This window comes from Psychrobacter sp. G (assembly GCF_000418305.1).
In the GTDB taxonomy this organism is placed as follows: domain Bacteria; phylum Pseudomonadota; class Gammaproteobacteria; order Pseudomonadales; family Moraxellaceae; genus Psychrobacter; species Psychrobacter cryohalolentis.
Genome location: NC_021661.1, coordinates 2,330,107 through 2,345,837 on the forward strand (window position 1 = coordinate 2,330,107; position 15,731 = coordinate 2,345,837).

Annotated in this window: 12 protein-coding genes and 1 tRNA gene; 6 read left to right on the forward strand and 7 right to left on the reverse strand. The window is 41.2% G+C overall.

The window, feature by feature from the left end; translation table 11 throughout:
- Positions 1–82: 82 nt before the first annotated feature.
- Positions 83–1,072: a LysR family transcriptional regulator gene (locus PSYCG_RS09725; protein WP_011514179.1), complete on the reverse strand. Its 990-nt coding sequence runs from the start codon at positions 1,070–1,072 to the stop codon at positions 83–85.
- A 693-nt stretch (positions 1,073–1,765) separates the two neighbouring features.
- Here PSYCG_RS09725 and PSYCG_RS09730 point away from each other — a divergent pair.
- Positions 1,766–3,352: an isocitrate lyase gene (locus tag PSYCG_RS09730; protein WP_011514180.1), complete on the forward strand. Its 1,587-nt coding sequence runs from the start codon at positions 1,766–1,768 to the stop codon at positions 3,350–3,352.
- A 269-nt stretch (positions 3,353–3,621) separates the two neighbouring features.
- Complete coding sequence (locus tag PSYCG_RS09735) at positions 3,622–5,178, forward strand: CYTH and CHAD domain-containing protein (protein ID WP_020444047.1); 1,557 nt, start codon at positions 3,622–3,624, stop codon at positions 5,176–5,178.
- Between the two features lie 131 nt (positions 5,179–5,309).
- On the opposite strand, the gene PSYCG_RS09740 is transcribed toward PSYCG_RS09735, so the two are convergent.
- Positions 5,310–5,825 (reverse strand): L,D-transpeptidase, encoded by a 516-nt coding sequence (locus PSYCG_RS09740; protein ID WP_020444048.1) that lies wholly within the window; start codon positions 5,823–5,825, stop codon positions 5,310–5,312.
- A gap of 279 nt (positions 5,826–6,104) precedes the next feature.
- Between PSYCG_RS09740 and PSYCG_RS09745 the strand changes: the two genes are divergently transcribed.
- Positions 6,105–7,364: a hypothetical protein gene (locus PSYCG_RS09745; RefSeq protein WP_041772300.1), complete on the forward strand. Its 1,260-nt coding sequence runs from the start codon at positions 6,105–6,107 to the stop codon at positions 7,362–7,364.
- Between the two features lie 130 nt (positions 7,365–7,494).
- On the opposite strand, the gene PSYCG_RS09750 is transcribed toward PSYCG_RS09745, so the two are convergent.
- Complete coding sequence (locus PSYCG_RS09750) at positions 7,495–8,733, reverse strand: argininosuccinate synthase (protein WP_011514184.1); 1,239 nt, start codon at positions 8,731–8,733, stop codon at positions 7,495–7,497.
- A 353-nt stretch (positions 8,734–9,086) separates the two neighbouring features.
- On the opposite strand from PSYCG_RS09750, the gene pyrC reads away from it, so the two are divergent.
- The 3 genes from pyrC to PSYCG_RS09765 all read left to right on the forward strand — a co-directional run bounded on the left by pyrC (position 9,087) and on the right by PSYCG_RS09765 (position 11,597).
- Positions 9,087–10,157 carry a dihydroorotase gene (gene pyrC / locus PSYCG_RS09755; protein WP_011514185.1) on the forward strand — a complete coding sequence of 357 codons (1,071 nt, stop codon included), beginning with the start codon at positions 9,087–9,089 and terminating at the stop codon, positions 10,155–10,157.
- Positions 10,158–10,322: 165 nt separating this feature from the next.
- On the forward strand, positions 10,323–11,063 hold the full coding sequence (rnt, locus tag PSYCG_RS09760; RefSeq protein WP_020444050.1) for a ribonuclease T: 741 nt from the start codon (positions 10,323–10,325) through the stop codon (positions 11,061–11,063).
- A gap of 458 nt (positions 11,064–11,521) precedes the next feature.
- Positions 11,522–11,597: transfer RNA gene (locus tag PSYCG_RS09765), tRNA-Glu, on the forward strand.
- A gap of 246 nt (positions 11,598–11,843) precedes the next feature.
- On the opposite strand, the gene PSYCG_RS09770 is transcribed toward PSYCG_RS09765, so the two are convergent.
- The 4 genes from PSYCG_RS09770 to eno all read right to left on the reverse strand — a co-directional run bounded on the left by PSYCG_RS09770 (position 11,844) and on the right by eno (position 15,615).
- Entirely contained in the window at positions 11,844–12,467 is a 624-nt protein-coding gene (locus PSYCG_RS09770; RefSeq protein WP_020444051.1) for a BLUF domain-containing protein, read from the reverse strand.
- 472 nt (positions 12,468–12,939) lie between these two features.
- Entirely contained in the window at positions 12,940–13,782 is an 843-nt protein-coding gene (locus PSYCG_RS09775) for a 2-C-methyl-D-erythritol 4-phosphate cytidylyltransferase (RefSeq protein ID WP_041772301.1), read from the reverse strand.
- Positions 13,783–13,898: 116 nt separating this feature from the next.
- A complete protein-coding gene (locus tag PSYCG_RS09780) occupies positions 13,899–14,207 on the reverse strand; it encodes an FtsB family cell division protein (RefSeq protein ID WP_020444053.1) in 309 nt (102 codons plus the stop codon).
- A gap of 91 nt (positions 14,208–14,298) precedes the next feature.
- Entirely contained in the window at positions 14,299–15,615 is a 1,317-nt protein-coding gene (gene eno, locus PSYCG_RS09785) for a phosphopyruvate hydratase (RefSeq protein ID WP_011514190.1), read from the reverse strand.
- Positions 15,616–15,731: the final 116 nt, after the last annotated feature.

Genomic DNA, 15,731 nt, shown 5'->3' on the forward strand with positions numbered 1-15,731 from the left:
GCAGCACTGTAGCGTTTTTGAGATATTTTAACTATACATAATTGAGCTTTAGAAGACCATATACAGTTGTACAATAAACAACCTAAAACAAGTGATTGATCACAGGGATTTCTTGTGGTGGATTTTCTTCATCATTAACGATTTGACGTGCTACGTGCATAATCAGCTGACGTAACCAGCGATGCGCCGGATGATGCTGCAATAACGGCGACCACGCCATCGTTAGCTCAAATTCTGGTATAAAAAAAGGCGGCTCTTCCATAATAATGCTGTCGTTATTGGCCTGCATTTTTGCGACACGGGTCGGCAAAGTCGCAATCAAATCTTTGTTTGCGGCCAGCATAGCAGGCATCTGATAGTGACGGGTAAAGACGCTGATTTGACGTTTTTGACCTAAACGCTGCAAAGCTTGATCGATAGAACCTAAGCCACCAGATTTTTCCGGATTGACACCAAAGCCCACGCCCATACCAGTTTTTGATACCCAAACGTGCTGCGCTTTAAGATAATTTTTAAGATTAAAGCGATGAGCATAAGGACTTTCAGACGATAACAGGCAGCTAAAGGTATCACGCCATACCAATACTTGATGGAAGCTTTGCGGGATCTCGTTAAAACGGTTGATTGCCAAATCTACACGTCCCTGCTCCATATCACGATAAGACACATCCGATGGCGTTAAGAAATCTAAAATGACATTGGGTGCCTCTGAGCGTAGCGCTTTCACCAACTTTGGTACCAAGGTCGCCTCAGCATAATCTGATGTCATAATACGAAAAACACGTGAGGTACTATAAGGACGAAACTCAGTACGTGGCTCTAACACTTGTGTCAAATCGGCAAGTATCTCACGGATACGAGGCTGTAATTCAAGAGCGCGCTCGGTCGGTGTCATCCCTTCTGATGAACGCACCAACAAAGGGTCGTTAAATAACTTACGCAAGCGGCGCAAAATATTACTCATCGCCGGCTGAGTAATGCCTAGCTGCTCAGCGGCGCGCGTTACGTTTTTTTCTCGCAACAACACATCCAAATGTACCAATAAATTTAAATCAACCCGCTGCAAATTCATATATGTGTCTCTTTATCTTAGAATAAATACCATCATAAACGTGATATTTCCTATCCTATCATTTATTACAATTCATCCCTAACAGCATGACATAAGGATATTTTTATGTTAATTATTTTGGAATATGCTTATTATAACTGAATCTACCCATCACAAGCCATTGTTTTATATATACTATAATTAAACGAAATACCCAAGATAACAATCATAAACTAGATAAATCAAGGTAACCTAGCTATAGTGGCTAGCAAGCGCTCATTAGAGACTATTCAACATTAGACTGTTAATACATATATCAATGAATAAGTTACTAAGTGCATTTTATCGTATTTTCATGCTGAAATACGGACATAAAATTTATAACAGCATCTTATAGAAACTTAGTTTTTTGTGCTTATTTTTCAGCCTTGGACAAATATCTTATACGCTTTAAGGTAATAGTTACTTCAGTAGCAAAACATACTTATAAAACAACCAATTAACTCTGAAATAATTGTTCAAAAAAGAGACTTAAAAATAAAAGCTGACCAAAGAGACAGGTTTTAATTGCTTTTATCACCATTTTCTTATAGTTTAGTAGAGACTGCTCACGGAAGAAGCTTATATTTCAAATTTTTACTTCTGCCAGCATCTTTCTATATAGACCAAAATTATTTTAATTTACTTATTTATTCACCACCAAGGAGACTATAGATGTCAACTGCATATAAATCAGCGATCGATTTAGTACGTGAACTAAAACAGAAACACGGTAACTGGCAGAACATCAGCGAAACTGATGCGGCACGTATGATGGCACAAAACCGCTTCAAAACAGGTTTAGATATTGCTAAGTACACCGCAAAAATTATGCGTCAAGACATGGAAGAGTATGACAATGACACGTCTCAATACACCCAGTCTCTAGGTGCATGGCATGGTTTTGTTGCACAGCAAACCATGTATGCGAAGAAAAAATATTTTGGCACAACATCTAAAACTTACATCTACCTATCTGGTTGGATGGTAGCAGCTCTACGTTCTGAGTTTGGTCCTCTGCCTGACCAATCTATGCACGAAAAAACGTCTGTACCTAAGCTGATTGCAGAGATCTACACTTTCTTGCGTCAAGCAGATGCAAAAGTATTGAACGATTATTTCCGCGAGCTAAACGCTGCTGAAGAAGCGGGTCAAGACACCTCAGCTATCTTAGAAAAAATCGAAAACTTTGATTCACATGTTGTGCCAATCATTGCAGATATCGATGCAGGTTTCGGTAACGAAGAAGCAACGTATCTATTGACCAAACAAATGATTGAAGCGGGTGCTTGTGCCATTCAGGTTGAAAACCAAGTATCTGATGCCAAGCAATGTGGTCACCAAGCGGGTAAAGTTACCGTACCGCATGAAGACTTCATCTCTAAAATAAACGCGATTCGTTATGCATTCTTAGAGCTTGGTGTTGAAGACGGTGTTATCGTTGCTCGTACTGACTCTGAAGGCGCGTCATTAACGCAAAAAATCCCAGTATCAAATGAGCCAGGCGATCTTGCTTCTCAGTACATCGATTTTATCGAGATGGAAGAAGTCACGCTAGAAAACGCCAAAGAGAACGACAGCTTACTTAAGCATAACGGCAAATTAGTACGTCCAGTTCGTTTGCCTAACGGTTTATATCAGTTCCGTGAAGACACCAACATCGATCGCGTGGTCCTTGACTGTGTAACTGCTCTAGAAAACGGCGCTGATCTACTATGGATCGAAACACCGACTCCAGACGTAGCACACATCAAAATGATGGTTGACCGTATTAAAGAGCAACAGCCAAAAGCCAAGCTTGTATACAACAACAGCCCATCGTTCAACTGGACGCTGAACTTCCGTAAGCAAATCATCGCTCAGTGGGAAGAAGAAGGTAAAGACCTATCTGCCTATAATAAAGCTGACTTGATGAGTGCTGATTACGATGGTACTGAGCTTGATACAGCAGCTGACGAAGCGGCTAGAAACTTCCAACGCGATGCAGCACGTGAAGCAGGTGTATTCCATCACTTAATCACGCTACCTACTTATCACACCACGGCTCTTAGCGTTCATGAACTTGCTAAAGGCTACTTCGGTGAAGATGGTATGCTTGCTTATGCAGCTGGCGTACAACGTAAAGAAATCCGTGAAGGCATCGCTTGTGTTAAACACCAAGCAATGGCGGGTTCTGACCTTGGTGATGATCATAAAGAGATCTTCTCTGGTGAAAACGCCCTTAAAGCTGGCGGCGGCAAGAACACGATGAACCAGTTCTAATGTCCGACCACTTATAAGTACATTTTATAAGTAAAAGTTTTGAGAAAAGCCGTCCTACATGGTAGGGCGGCTTTTTTGTGCGCTATAAATAACGATATCTACCCAAATAACAGAGCTATTCAGTCACTGTTTTAATTAACTGATGTTCATTTACTCAATAATTATTTGGCTCGATTTAGCCAACCAAAACGAAAGTTTTACTTGTTATTCACTGATAGCTTTCATACGATGGTAATAATATAAATTTATTAAAACAATCAGGAGCCATCATGCAAGAAATAGAGCTGAAATTCTTGGTACCAGAGTTGCGATTAAAAGGGCTTATGCGCCAAGCGAAAGTCAAATCATCACAAGTAACACAACTGGCTGCGCATTATTATGACACCCCTGACCAGCAGCTTGCACAGGCTGGTATCGGCCTGCGTATTCGTCAGGAGGGTGATGCTTGGGTGCAGACTATCAAAGCGGGCGGCGATGGTATCGCAGCGCGTTTAGAGCACAATTTGACATTAAACAATGAGCAGGTACAAGCGATGCTCGAAAATAACGCGCTGATGCCTGATTTAACGATTTATAAAGATAGCCTTATTGCCCCAGCATTGACAGATTTTAAGCTCAAAAAACTGGCTAAAAAACTGACCCGTTTATATGTGACTGATGTAGAGCGTACTACCCGCTTATTGATAGAAGATACGAGCGATGAAGTCGTTAACAGTATTGAGATGGCTTACGACTATGGAGAAATTATCCATGGCACCGATGACACTCAAAGAGATGCCATTCAAGAAGTTGAATTTGAGCTCATAGCAGGTGAGTTAGATTTTTTATTTACGACGGCTAAAACGTGGTGTCAACGTCATAAACTGTGTCTCTCTACCGTGACCAAAGCAGAGCGTGGCGGCTTGCTTATTAAGGGACAAAATTATAGCTCAGCCACTGCTGCTGACTTGAGCATCCTTAGTATCAATAAAAAAATCACTATGCCTGCTTTTTTACGCGCTCTCGTGCATAACTGCTTATTGCAAATACTTCCAAATAGCAGCGCCATCGTGGCAAGCAGTAAAGACGATAGTCACCTTTTACAGCTATCTATCGGTATAGAGCGCTTGCACACTGTACTACAAGCCTTTGATAGCTTCTCAGATGAGATCCATCCGGATTGGTCAGCCATACTGCAACAAACTGCTACTTTACTCGCTGATTATCGTAAGCTTACTCATCTTAGTACTCATATTGAACCAATGTTACAACATCACGATGCACCTATCGTTGATTGGACAGCGGATATTGATGCTATCAAAATTACACCAATGACTGCAATCAGTGCTAACGACTTCCAGATCATGTTGCTTGAGCTCATCGCCTTTACTATGAGCAACCCTAGCCTTGAGCCTCAAACAGATAAGCTGGCTATCAATAAGCTTGAAAAAGTACTTATTAAATACTATGATAAATTACTTGAAGCTGAGCAATATTTAGAGGACAGCCATGATGATTCAAATAGTGAGTTAGAGGAAGAATCCATCATAAAAGCATTGCATAACCTACATGCTCATCTAAAAAATCTATGTTCTATCAGCGAATTAGTAGCACCTTTGTATAGCAAAAAGAAAACCAAGCGTTGGCTAAAACGTGCCGTAAAAGCACAGAAAGCACTGGGTCAACAGCTCGATATGATTGACTATCAGCAGTACTATCAAAGTAAAGCCAGCTCTGACTCTGCTGCTTTATATGCGGCAGGCTGGTTAAATGCTGCTTCGATACCAATAGAAAAAGCCACAGAAAAACATTTGGATAAATTTTATGATTGCTCTGTATTTTGGTAATTGAGTATATTGTCATTTTATGTTTATCAATATTAGAGAAAAGACAGCTCACTGAATAAGGGTTGTCTTTTTTATATCGTCGAGTCAATTTATAATCTATACATTACTACTACAGCTACTTAATACTACTTTTATTGGGCGATAATATTCACTGCTGTCCTTTCCTCAATCTGCTCAAACAATTCGATAATATCTTGATTGCGCATACGTATACAGCCATGTGAGAGTGGCACGCTCATCGGCTCACTGTCTGGTGTACCATGAATGTAGATATAGCGATGATAAGTATCGCAGCCACCTTGACTATTACTGCCTTTATTAAAGCCTTCCTCAAGACCACTTAGCCAAAGAATGCGGCTTAGTATCCAATCACGTTTAGGGTTCAATGCCCCAAGCTCAGCATTATATATTTCTCCCGTCGCTATACGTCCAATAAATACCGTATGACTTGGCGCATTGCCGCCTATTTTTTCTGCAATGATATGCTGACCAAGTGGTGTACAACCACTGTCTTGTTGACTGCCTATTCCATTTTTGGCTGTTGATATAGGATATTCAGCAATAACTTTTTGTCGCCTATAAACGGTCAAAGTTTGCTGAGCAATGCTAATCACTATCTGGGTCGTAAGATTTTCGTTATCTGTCATAGCAATTTCCCGGCAGTTATTTCGATGATGGCTGTTATAGTCGATTCAATTTAAAAAGAATACAGTACTGCTGGGATAAATTTTGCGAAGCCTCTGGAGTGCGAAGCGCACAGCAAGCGAGAGAAATTTATCCCAGCATAATGCTACTCTGAACGTAACTCTTTTATATTGAACTCACCATAGCAGCATAAAAATGAGTGAGTCTTTCTATTATCAAGGGATTGTATCAAGACATTTGACACCGTAATATAGGGGCACACTTTTTGATGCTAGCAGATTATGACGACTATTTCACCGACACGGGTGTCGATGTATGATTTTCTATATCAAGATACCAAGCCATTGGTGTCATTATTAGCAGATGCAGCAGCGTTGTCATTGCCGCAAGCGCGTTTGGCAATGGATGCCAGCTTGCAGGCGATTATCAGCGCTCTTCTCGCGTATCAGCAGCGCCATCAAGGACAAGCTCTAAGCAAAAAGCTATTTGGTCGCAGTGCCGTCAAAGAAATGCGCCAGTACAATTCTATGAATTTTGCCACTCTAAATACAACGTTATACCATCGCCATGATGCCGCCGATGCGATATTCCATGATAATGCACGGGTGAGCAAAGCCAGTGAGTATATTGCAGCACAGATTGACGCGACAGCGCCACAAGTACAAATCTTGCTTACTACCCTATGCGTCATTGTGCTACGTGAGCTTGCTATTTTGGTTGAGTATAGTCAACTTGATCATGATGAGGTGAATAAATGGTTCGCCTTACAGCCACAATTTTTGTCCAAAGCGCGTTTTGCTATCCCTGTCTCAAATTTAGCTGTTAACGAATCAGCTGATGATAGCGATGAGGCACAAACCACATTGTCAGCAGTAGAAGCGGTAAAAATAGAGTCAGTAGCTAGCGACGAGCGTTACTTATTAATCGCTGAGCAATTGACAGAGAACCCGCCAGCTTTTGATCCTTACTGGTATGAGCTGACAGCATTCATACCCGAACAATTTGATCCAGTAAAAGACGTGCAACTGGCAACTGGCAACTACTTAAAAGCCATTGGACGCTCAGCTGAAAACATTCAACAAGGTAAACACAATGACTTATTGATGTTTGCACCGATGACGGCTATTGGCTTGCCACATCAACGCTGGCTAGTACAACTGGCTAAAATATCAGAGATATATTTGCAGCGTAATCGATTACGCATTACTTCTGAACCTATCAACCCACCAAAGCCGCCGTTGGTCAGCTCAGGATTGCTGAGCAGTAATAGCAACAATGATAATACACCAAGCACCCTTAGCGAAAAGCCGATTGAATACGAGGCATCAGTCCCCCTATGGAAGAATCCCGTCATTCTGCTGATTATTCTCGTGATTGGTGGGCTTGGAATATTGGCAACCATCAAATATCAAACGCAAAAATCTAACGGTGTCATACTTGCTACAGAGGAAGTGTTAGAAGAGCGACAGCAGCAAGATGTGGCTATCGTTATGGTGAACGAAGACACCACTGCTGATGATAAAAAATCAAAAGCTGAATAAAACATAGCTGTGTTTAAAATAGTATCGTAGAAATCGCTCAGCAAAAAAAAGAGGCGCTATTTATATAGCACCTCTTTTTTGATCGGTCATTTAACAAAATGATTTAAAAAAAGCCTTTAGTCAAAAATAATTATTTTGACAAATCACGACCACGGCTGGCTTCAATTGCCAAACGTAGACCATTCAGACGAATAAAACCTTCTGCATCTTTTTGATCATAGGCGCCCGCATCATCTTCAAAAGTCGCAATTTTTTCATCAAATAACGAATCATCTGACTTACGACCAACCACGCTTACAGCACCTTTGTATAATTTGACACGTACCGTACCATTAACATATTCTTGTGACTTATCAATCAGCGCCTGTAGCATCATACGCTCAGGGCTGAACCAATAGCCGTTGTAGATAGTCTTAGCATAACGTGGCATTAGCTCATCTTTTAGATGCGCCGCTTCACGGTCAAGTGTCAATGACTCAATACCACGATGCGCTTTTAACATAATGGTGCCCGCTGGCGTCTCGTAGCAGCCGCGCGACTTCATACCGACGTAACGGTTTTCAACGATATCCAAACGTCCGATACCATGCTTACCACCAATCTCATTAAGCTTAATCATTACTTCATATGGCTTAAGCGCTTCACCATCGATGGCAACGATGTCGCCTTTTTCATACTCTAATTCCAGATATTGGGCTTCATCTGGTGCTTCTTCTGGGCTTACTGACCAGCGCCACATATCATCTTCTGCTTCAGCATACGGATCTTCTAAGATACCGCCTTCATAAGAGATATGTAATAAGTTAGCGTCCATTGAGTATGGGGATTTTTTCTTATTGCCCGCATAGTCGATGGCAATATTATGCTCTTTAGCATATTCCATCAAGCTTTCACGGCTCGATAAATCCCACTCACGCCAAGGCGCGATAGTCACGACGTCTGGAGATAAAGCAACAGCACCAAGCTCAAAGCGTACTTGGTCATTACCTTTACCGGTTGCACCATGGCTGATCGCATCAGCATTATGTTCTTTAGCGATTTCAACCAAACGCTTAGCGATGAGTGGACGCGCGATAGAAGTACCAAGCAGATACTCACCTTCGTAGATGGCATTGGCACGGAACATTGGGAACACGTAATCACGAGCAAATTCTTCGCGCAAGTCTTCAATATGGATATGTTTGATACCCATGGCTTCAGCTTTGGCACGCGCAGGCTCAACTTCTTCACCTTGACCAATATCCGCAGTGAAAGTAATCACTTCTGCATCATAGGTTTCTTGTAGCCATCGAGCGATGATTGAGGTGTCAAGACCCCCTGAATATGCCAATACGATTTTATTAATAGTTTTTGGATCAAGCTGAGCCATGAAACACTCCTAGTATGAGGAATTTAATGATAGGTAAATCGACTATATCACGAGGAAGATAGATTGCTCGCTCAGTGTACATCATATTTACCATTGGCAAAAGTGGCACTGCCGTTAGGCATGAGGTTTTTGCCCAAGTTTAGTTGCCACTAAAGCAATAATTTTCTCGCCAATAATAGAGTGAACATGGCATCTTACTTCTACAGATGAATAAATTACCTACCATTTCTGTAGAGATATTATGTATAGATATTCAGCCACATATTTAGTCAGGTAAGCAAATCTGTTATGATAGCCGCACAGCAAGACTCCCTTTTACTCCCAGATATGACGATATAGAGCGCGACGATACTATGACTGATTCAATTAGAGAATTGACCATCCTACAACCCGATGATTGGCACATTCATTTGCGTGACGATAAGGCGCTAGCAACCACAGTCCCTCATGCGGCAGAGAGCTTTAATCGCGTTATCTGTATGCCAAACCTTGTACCACCAGTCAAAAACGTCGACGATGCGCAAGCATATCGCGCGCGTATCATGCAACATCTAGAAATCAGCAATCTGAGCGCTGAGCGTAAAGCATCATTTGACCCGCGCATGACCTTGTATCTCACCGATCATACCACCGCACAAGATATTGAGCTGGCAGCAAAGTCTGGCATCGTACAAGCGGTCAAGCTATATCCTGCTGGCGCCACTACCAACTCTGCTGATGGCGTCACCGACATCAATGCCTGTGTCAATGTCTTTGAAGCGCTTGAAAAATATAATCTACCTTTGCTGCTACATGGAGAAGTCACTCACGACCATGTTGATATTTTTGATCGTGAAAAGCGCTTTTTGGATGAAGTGATGGTACAAATCATCGCAAAGTTTCCAACCATGAAAATTGTGATGGAGCATATCACCACTAGTGATGCCGCTGATTTTGTCTTGTCACAAGGCAATCAAATTGCTGCCACTATTACGCCGCAGCATTTAATGTTTAACCGCAATCACCTATTGCTTGGCGGTATTAAGCCGCACTTCTATTGCTTGCCTATCTTAAAGCGTGAAAGCCATCAGAAAGTATTACTTGATGTCGCTACCAGCGGCAACCCAAAATTCTTTTTAGGTACTGATTCTGCGCCTCATGCAACCGATAAAAAAGAAGCGGCTTGTGGCTGTGCTGGCTGCTATAGCGCGGCGACTGCACTACCTTTATATGCCACAGCGTTTGATAGTGTTGGTAAAATTGACAGATTAGAAGGGTTTACCAGTCGTTTTGGTGCACAATTTTACGGTTTGCCCGTTAACGAGAGCACTGTCACCCTTGTTAACGCACCTATGCAAATACCAACAAATTATCCTTATTTTGATGGTAGCTCATTAACTCCATTGATGGCAGGCGAGACATTACCTTGGTCGATCAAAGGATAATTTTGATACTTTTTAATTAAAACCCTTTTTTATAAAGTAAAATTATCTGTATTTTATCCTATGATAGCAATGCTATCTTTCCATTGAAAAATAGTATGAGTGTCATAGGATGTTTATTTTTTATTAAACACAATAGCCCGACTGATAAAAGCGATTTAACCTGATATGACCATTAAAAAAGATACCGCTTTACCCAAAATAGATGTAGCCGTTCCTATAGATTCGACGACAGAAACGCTAGCACCCATGAAACTAAAAGAGCGTTTTCGGAAATTCCTACCAGTAGTAGTGGATGTTGAAACGGCAGGATTTAACGCGCAAACTGATGCCTTGTTAGAGATTGCCTGTATTCCTGTACTACTGAATGAGCAGGGTGTTTTTTATCCGGGTGAGGCATTCAATGCTCATATCGAACCTTTTGAAGGGGCAAATCTTGAGCCAAGTGCCCTCGCCTTTACCGGCATTGACCCCAATAATCCGCTACGTAAAGCCATTGCTGAAGACGAAAAAACGGCGCTACGTCGTATTTTTAAAGGGTTAAAAGAAGTACGCCGTACTGAAGACTGCCGTCAATGTGTGTTAATCGGACATAATGCACATTTTGATTTGGCATTTTTAAATGCCGCGGTATTACGCACCAATAATAAGAGCCACAATCCTTTCCATAACTTCTCAGTCTTTGATACGGTGACTTTATCAGCACTTGCTTTTGGTCAAACGGTACTAGCACGCGCCTGTAAAGCCGCAGGACTTGATTTTGATGGTAACGACGCTCATTCTGCACTCTATGACACGCAAAAAACCGCTGAGCTATTTTGTTATATCTTAAATAATTATCCTATGCTCGCTAATGCCATGCACAGCGAGCCTGAAATCACAGAAACTGCGACTGATAATAGCAAATAAATCAGTTATTACAGAGTACGTGTTGCTCGCTACCCATAATAGTGCTATTTGTAAGGTCTGCTAACTTTAACCTTACAATTTAACAGGACGATTTAATCATTTGCGTACATCTTGCTCAAGCGATGATTAGATCTATAGATGGTTTAAGTTACCTATTGTGCTTTTAGCGTCTGTTATAGACGATTAAAGCTTATTATGAGGGACTTTATGATGGAACCACAGTTTAAATTATGGGCGACGATCATCGGCTATATGCTGCTTGCATTAACGATTAGTACTTGTACTTCGTTGTGGATTCGATATCATTTGAAGCGTAATGACCTGCATCCACGTCGCGCGCTTAAAAAAAGATATTTAATTTTAAAAAGACGTAGAAAAAGGCTTGACAGCAAGCGCAGACCCCATTAAAATACGCACCACTTCAGCATAAAGGTGAAAGCAGCTGAAGCGTTGTACTAGTCCCCATCGTCTAGAGGCCTAGGACACCGCCCTTTCACGGCGGTAACGGGGGTTCGAATCCCCCTGGGGACGCCACTATTTGGCGTCACTTATTAGCAAATATGCTTGTTAAGCATTAGATAAGACTAATAAGCGTACCACTAAAAACCCTATCACAACATACTGTGATAGGGTTTTTTTATGTGGATTAGTTTCTACTTTTCAGCATAAAATATATCTATTACGCCTTGTCCATGCAGCCTAACAGCCACTTAATACCTGATTGTAAAAACAAAAAAAGCCAGCAATTTATGCTGACTTCATAAATACATGTATAGATATTTAGAAAATCTTATCGGATAAAATCAGCCACAGTAGTGCTAACACAATCAATCCACCCAATATGGTTTGGATCAAGAAAAATGCTTGGTGCTGCCCTACTACTTTGCCTAATGTTAACCCTAGCGTGCTGTATTTTATCGGCTGAGAATCAGTATCACCAGTCACTTCCTGCGCTTCATAATAGCCTTGCAGAATATCTAAAAACTGCTGCCATTCGTTTGACTTCCAGCTATCAGGTCTAAAAGGCATAAAGGCTTTTAGCTTAGGCTCATTAACCATCCAGCGCTCAAGCGTAATAGAGCGTAATGACCATCCTTCAAAGCGGCGTTCATCAATCGCTGAAAAATCCAATATTTTTAAATCTTTGTGGCGATCATCTATTAACAAGCGATTTTTAAGGTTGGTCAGTGCTTGCTCAGTACCTTCGACATATTGAAAAAAGTAACCATTGCCGTAGCAAAGAATACCCGTAAGATCATCAATTTTATTCAGCTTATTTGCGACTTCTGCGATATCATTAAGCGTACTAGAGTTAGATAGACCAGTAGACGTAATGTGGCTCAGATATACAAGCTGGCATAGATCTGGCATTACTGGGTTTGTAGAATCAATCGTTGGTGACAATCAGCTTCTCCCTATAATTAGGTAAATGTAGCTAAGACAACCATACTCATTTTTAGAAAAAACCATAGAAGCAAGACGTTTCTAAACACAGATCGGCTTGGTATATTATTGATTTTATAAATATTTATATTAATTGTATTAAGTTGGTTACATCATAGGCTGTTTTAGTGATCAAAGCAATGTATGTTTATGGCAAATAACAAGTTGTTAATATTGAACAATATTTAGGTAATATTCATATAAAAAATATCTACAGCTATAAAAAATATTATAGGAAAAATAAACGGCTATTTAGCAAATATAAATAATAAAAATTTATGAATATAATTTCATGTCTCAAATTTAATACTAGCTATAAAGCTTGCAACGCAACCTTACAGAGGTAGATACAATGAATATTCGATATTTTTATGACAGAATAAAAAATCTATATAAAATTAAAAAATACAGAAATCAGAGTGTGATAAGAATTTTATGAGCTAGGGGCAAATTGAGCCTTGAGAATGGCTGTCAGTAAAATAATATCATCAGGATAAGTCAGTTTGATGTTTTGACGGCTGCCTGTTACCAATCGAATTGGCAGTTCTAAATGCTCAAAAGCACTGGCTTCGTCAGTAATAGCCAGATTATGCTCAGTGACATAGTTCAAGACTTGTTGCAATTGTCCAAGCCTAAATACTTGCGGTGTTTGTGCCTGCCACATATGGCTGCGATCAATGGTTTTTTGAGCATAAGTATGAAGCGTGTCATAACCACTCTGACTATTAGCAAGCTCCGGCTGAGTATTCAGTTGCTGAAGATATAGTGGAGCTTCATATGCTGGCGTTGATAGTGTGTTAGATGCTATGTAAGACTGTTTTAGGGTATCAGCAACCGGTGTCGCTAAAATAGCACCATAAGGCTCTAGCATCGCTGCTTGAATGACGGCATCAATATCATGACTTGGTACGGCAGGACGAGCTGCATCATGGATCACAACCAAATCCGACTCATCTGCGCCCGCATTAATCATTGCCTCGACTCCTGCCTGCACCGATTGCCAACGTTCAGTACCGCCAATAGCATAATATATAGGAAGCGCAAAGCTCAGTGTCTGGGCAGTGCTATCCTCTTGAGCCACAACCAATAGACATTGATCAATATAATTACTCTCAGCCAGACGTGCCACACTGTGCTGTAATAAGGTTTGACCTTGCAGTAAGGTATATTGTTTAGCAATAGACGCGCCAAAGCGACTACCGCGTCCAGCAGCAACGATCATGGCATGGATATTAGGAGTGGTATTCATAATGCAGTACTCATGGGTTGATTCCATGAAAATAGGATAAGAGAAAAATGGGAATTAAGAGGTATAAAAATAGAAAAAAACTATTATTATCAATAATAGCTCATTGCAACGACTTTAGAATCAATACCGACTTTACGTCAAAATCAATAACGACTATGAGTAGTAGGCGCGGTTGATACTTGTACAAAAGTCTCATTTGGCTTAATCAAACCCAAATCCAAACGAGCATGCTCCTCTACCGCTTCGAGACCAGTCTTTAGATCATTGACATCGGTACGCAGTAAGTTATTTGCTGAGACTTGGTTGTCATTTAAGCGCTGCTGCTCATCCACTTCAGTCAGAAGCTTATTGTGCTCGACGCGACCATTTTCACCCAGCCAATACTGATATTGCAGTCCTGACAGCACGGCAACGGCTAACGCAAGTAGTATAAATTGGCTAAAGTATTTCATAATATAATAACGCCAAACGATATAAAGAGAATATAAACTTGCTGAGCGATATATTTATATATCGCCCAGCGTAAGCGACAGTTTTGGCTGATTAACCACGTAGACCAATGAATTCTTCGCGACCACGATAGCTTGCACGTACTTGCTGCTCGATACGAAGCAATTGGTTATACTTTGCAACGCGATCTGAGCGACATAGTGAGCCAGTTTTGATTTGACCAGCCGCAGTACCTACCGCTAAATCAGCAATGGTGCTGTCTTCCGTTTCGCCTGAACGATGCGAAATAACCGTCGCATAACCGTTTTTCTTCGCCAGATAAATCGCATCTAGCGTTTCTGACAAGGTGCCGATTTGGTTAAACTTAATCAAAATCGCATTGGCAATTTTCTTATCAATCCCTTCTTGCAAGATAGCAGGGTTGGTTACAAACAAATCATCACCGACCAACTGTACCTTATCACCGATTTGCTCAGTTAGGTATTTCCAGCCATCCCAATCTGACTCATCAAGACCATCTTCGATAGAGATAATAGGATATTGACGCGCAAGACCCACTAAATAATCTGAGAACCCTTGGCTATCAAAGGATTTGTTGCCCTCGCCTGCCAAGACGTATTTACCATCTTTATAGAACTCAGTAGCAGCACAATCTAAAGCTAAGTGAATATCTTTACCAGCTGTGTAGCCTACTTGCTCAATGGCTTGCATGATAACTGTAATAGCTTCTTCATTGCTGCGAAGATTTGGCGCAAAGCCGCCTTCATCGCCAACAGCAGTATTCAAGCCTTGCGACTTTAAAACAGACTTTAAGCTATGAAAGATTTCGGTACCAGCACGTAATGCTTCTGAGAAGCTGCTAAAACCAACGGGCTCAATCATAAACTCTTGAATATCGACGGTATTGTCCGCGTGCTCGCCACCATTAATGATATTCATCATCGGTACAGGCATCGTAAGCGACGTCTGGTTGCGCAGATCAGCGATATACTGATGTAATGGCAGACTCTGTGACTTAGCAGCGGCTTTAGCAACCGCAAGTGAAACTGCAAGTATGGCATTGGCACCGAGATTGTCTTTGTTTTCTGTACCGTCTAGCGCAATCATTGCATCATCAATGGCTTGCTGAGCAGTAACATCTTTGTCCATCAAAGCACTGCGGATTTGGCTATTGACGTTAGCTACTGCCTTTTTGACACCTTTACCCATATAGCGGCTTTGATCGCCATCACGTAGCTCAAGCGCCTCACGTGAGCCAGTCGATGCGCCGCTTGGAGCAGCAGCACGGCCAATAGTGCCATCAGCTAAAATCACATCAGCTTCAATCGTTGGGTTACCACGCGAGTCTAAAATCTCACGAGCGCGAATGTCTTTAATTGCGGTGACGTTGTTGGTTTCTTCAGCGTACATAATGTCTGTTAATTCCTTTGGTCATGCCAAGTTTATGAGATAAATAACGGCAACTAGAATACAAAAAAGATAAAGCAGAATATCGTATAGTAATGCGCAAAAAAAGCTTTAGTGAT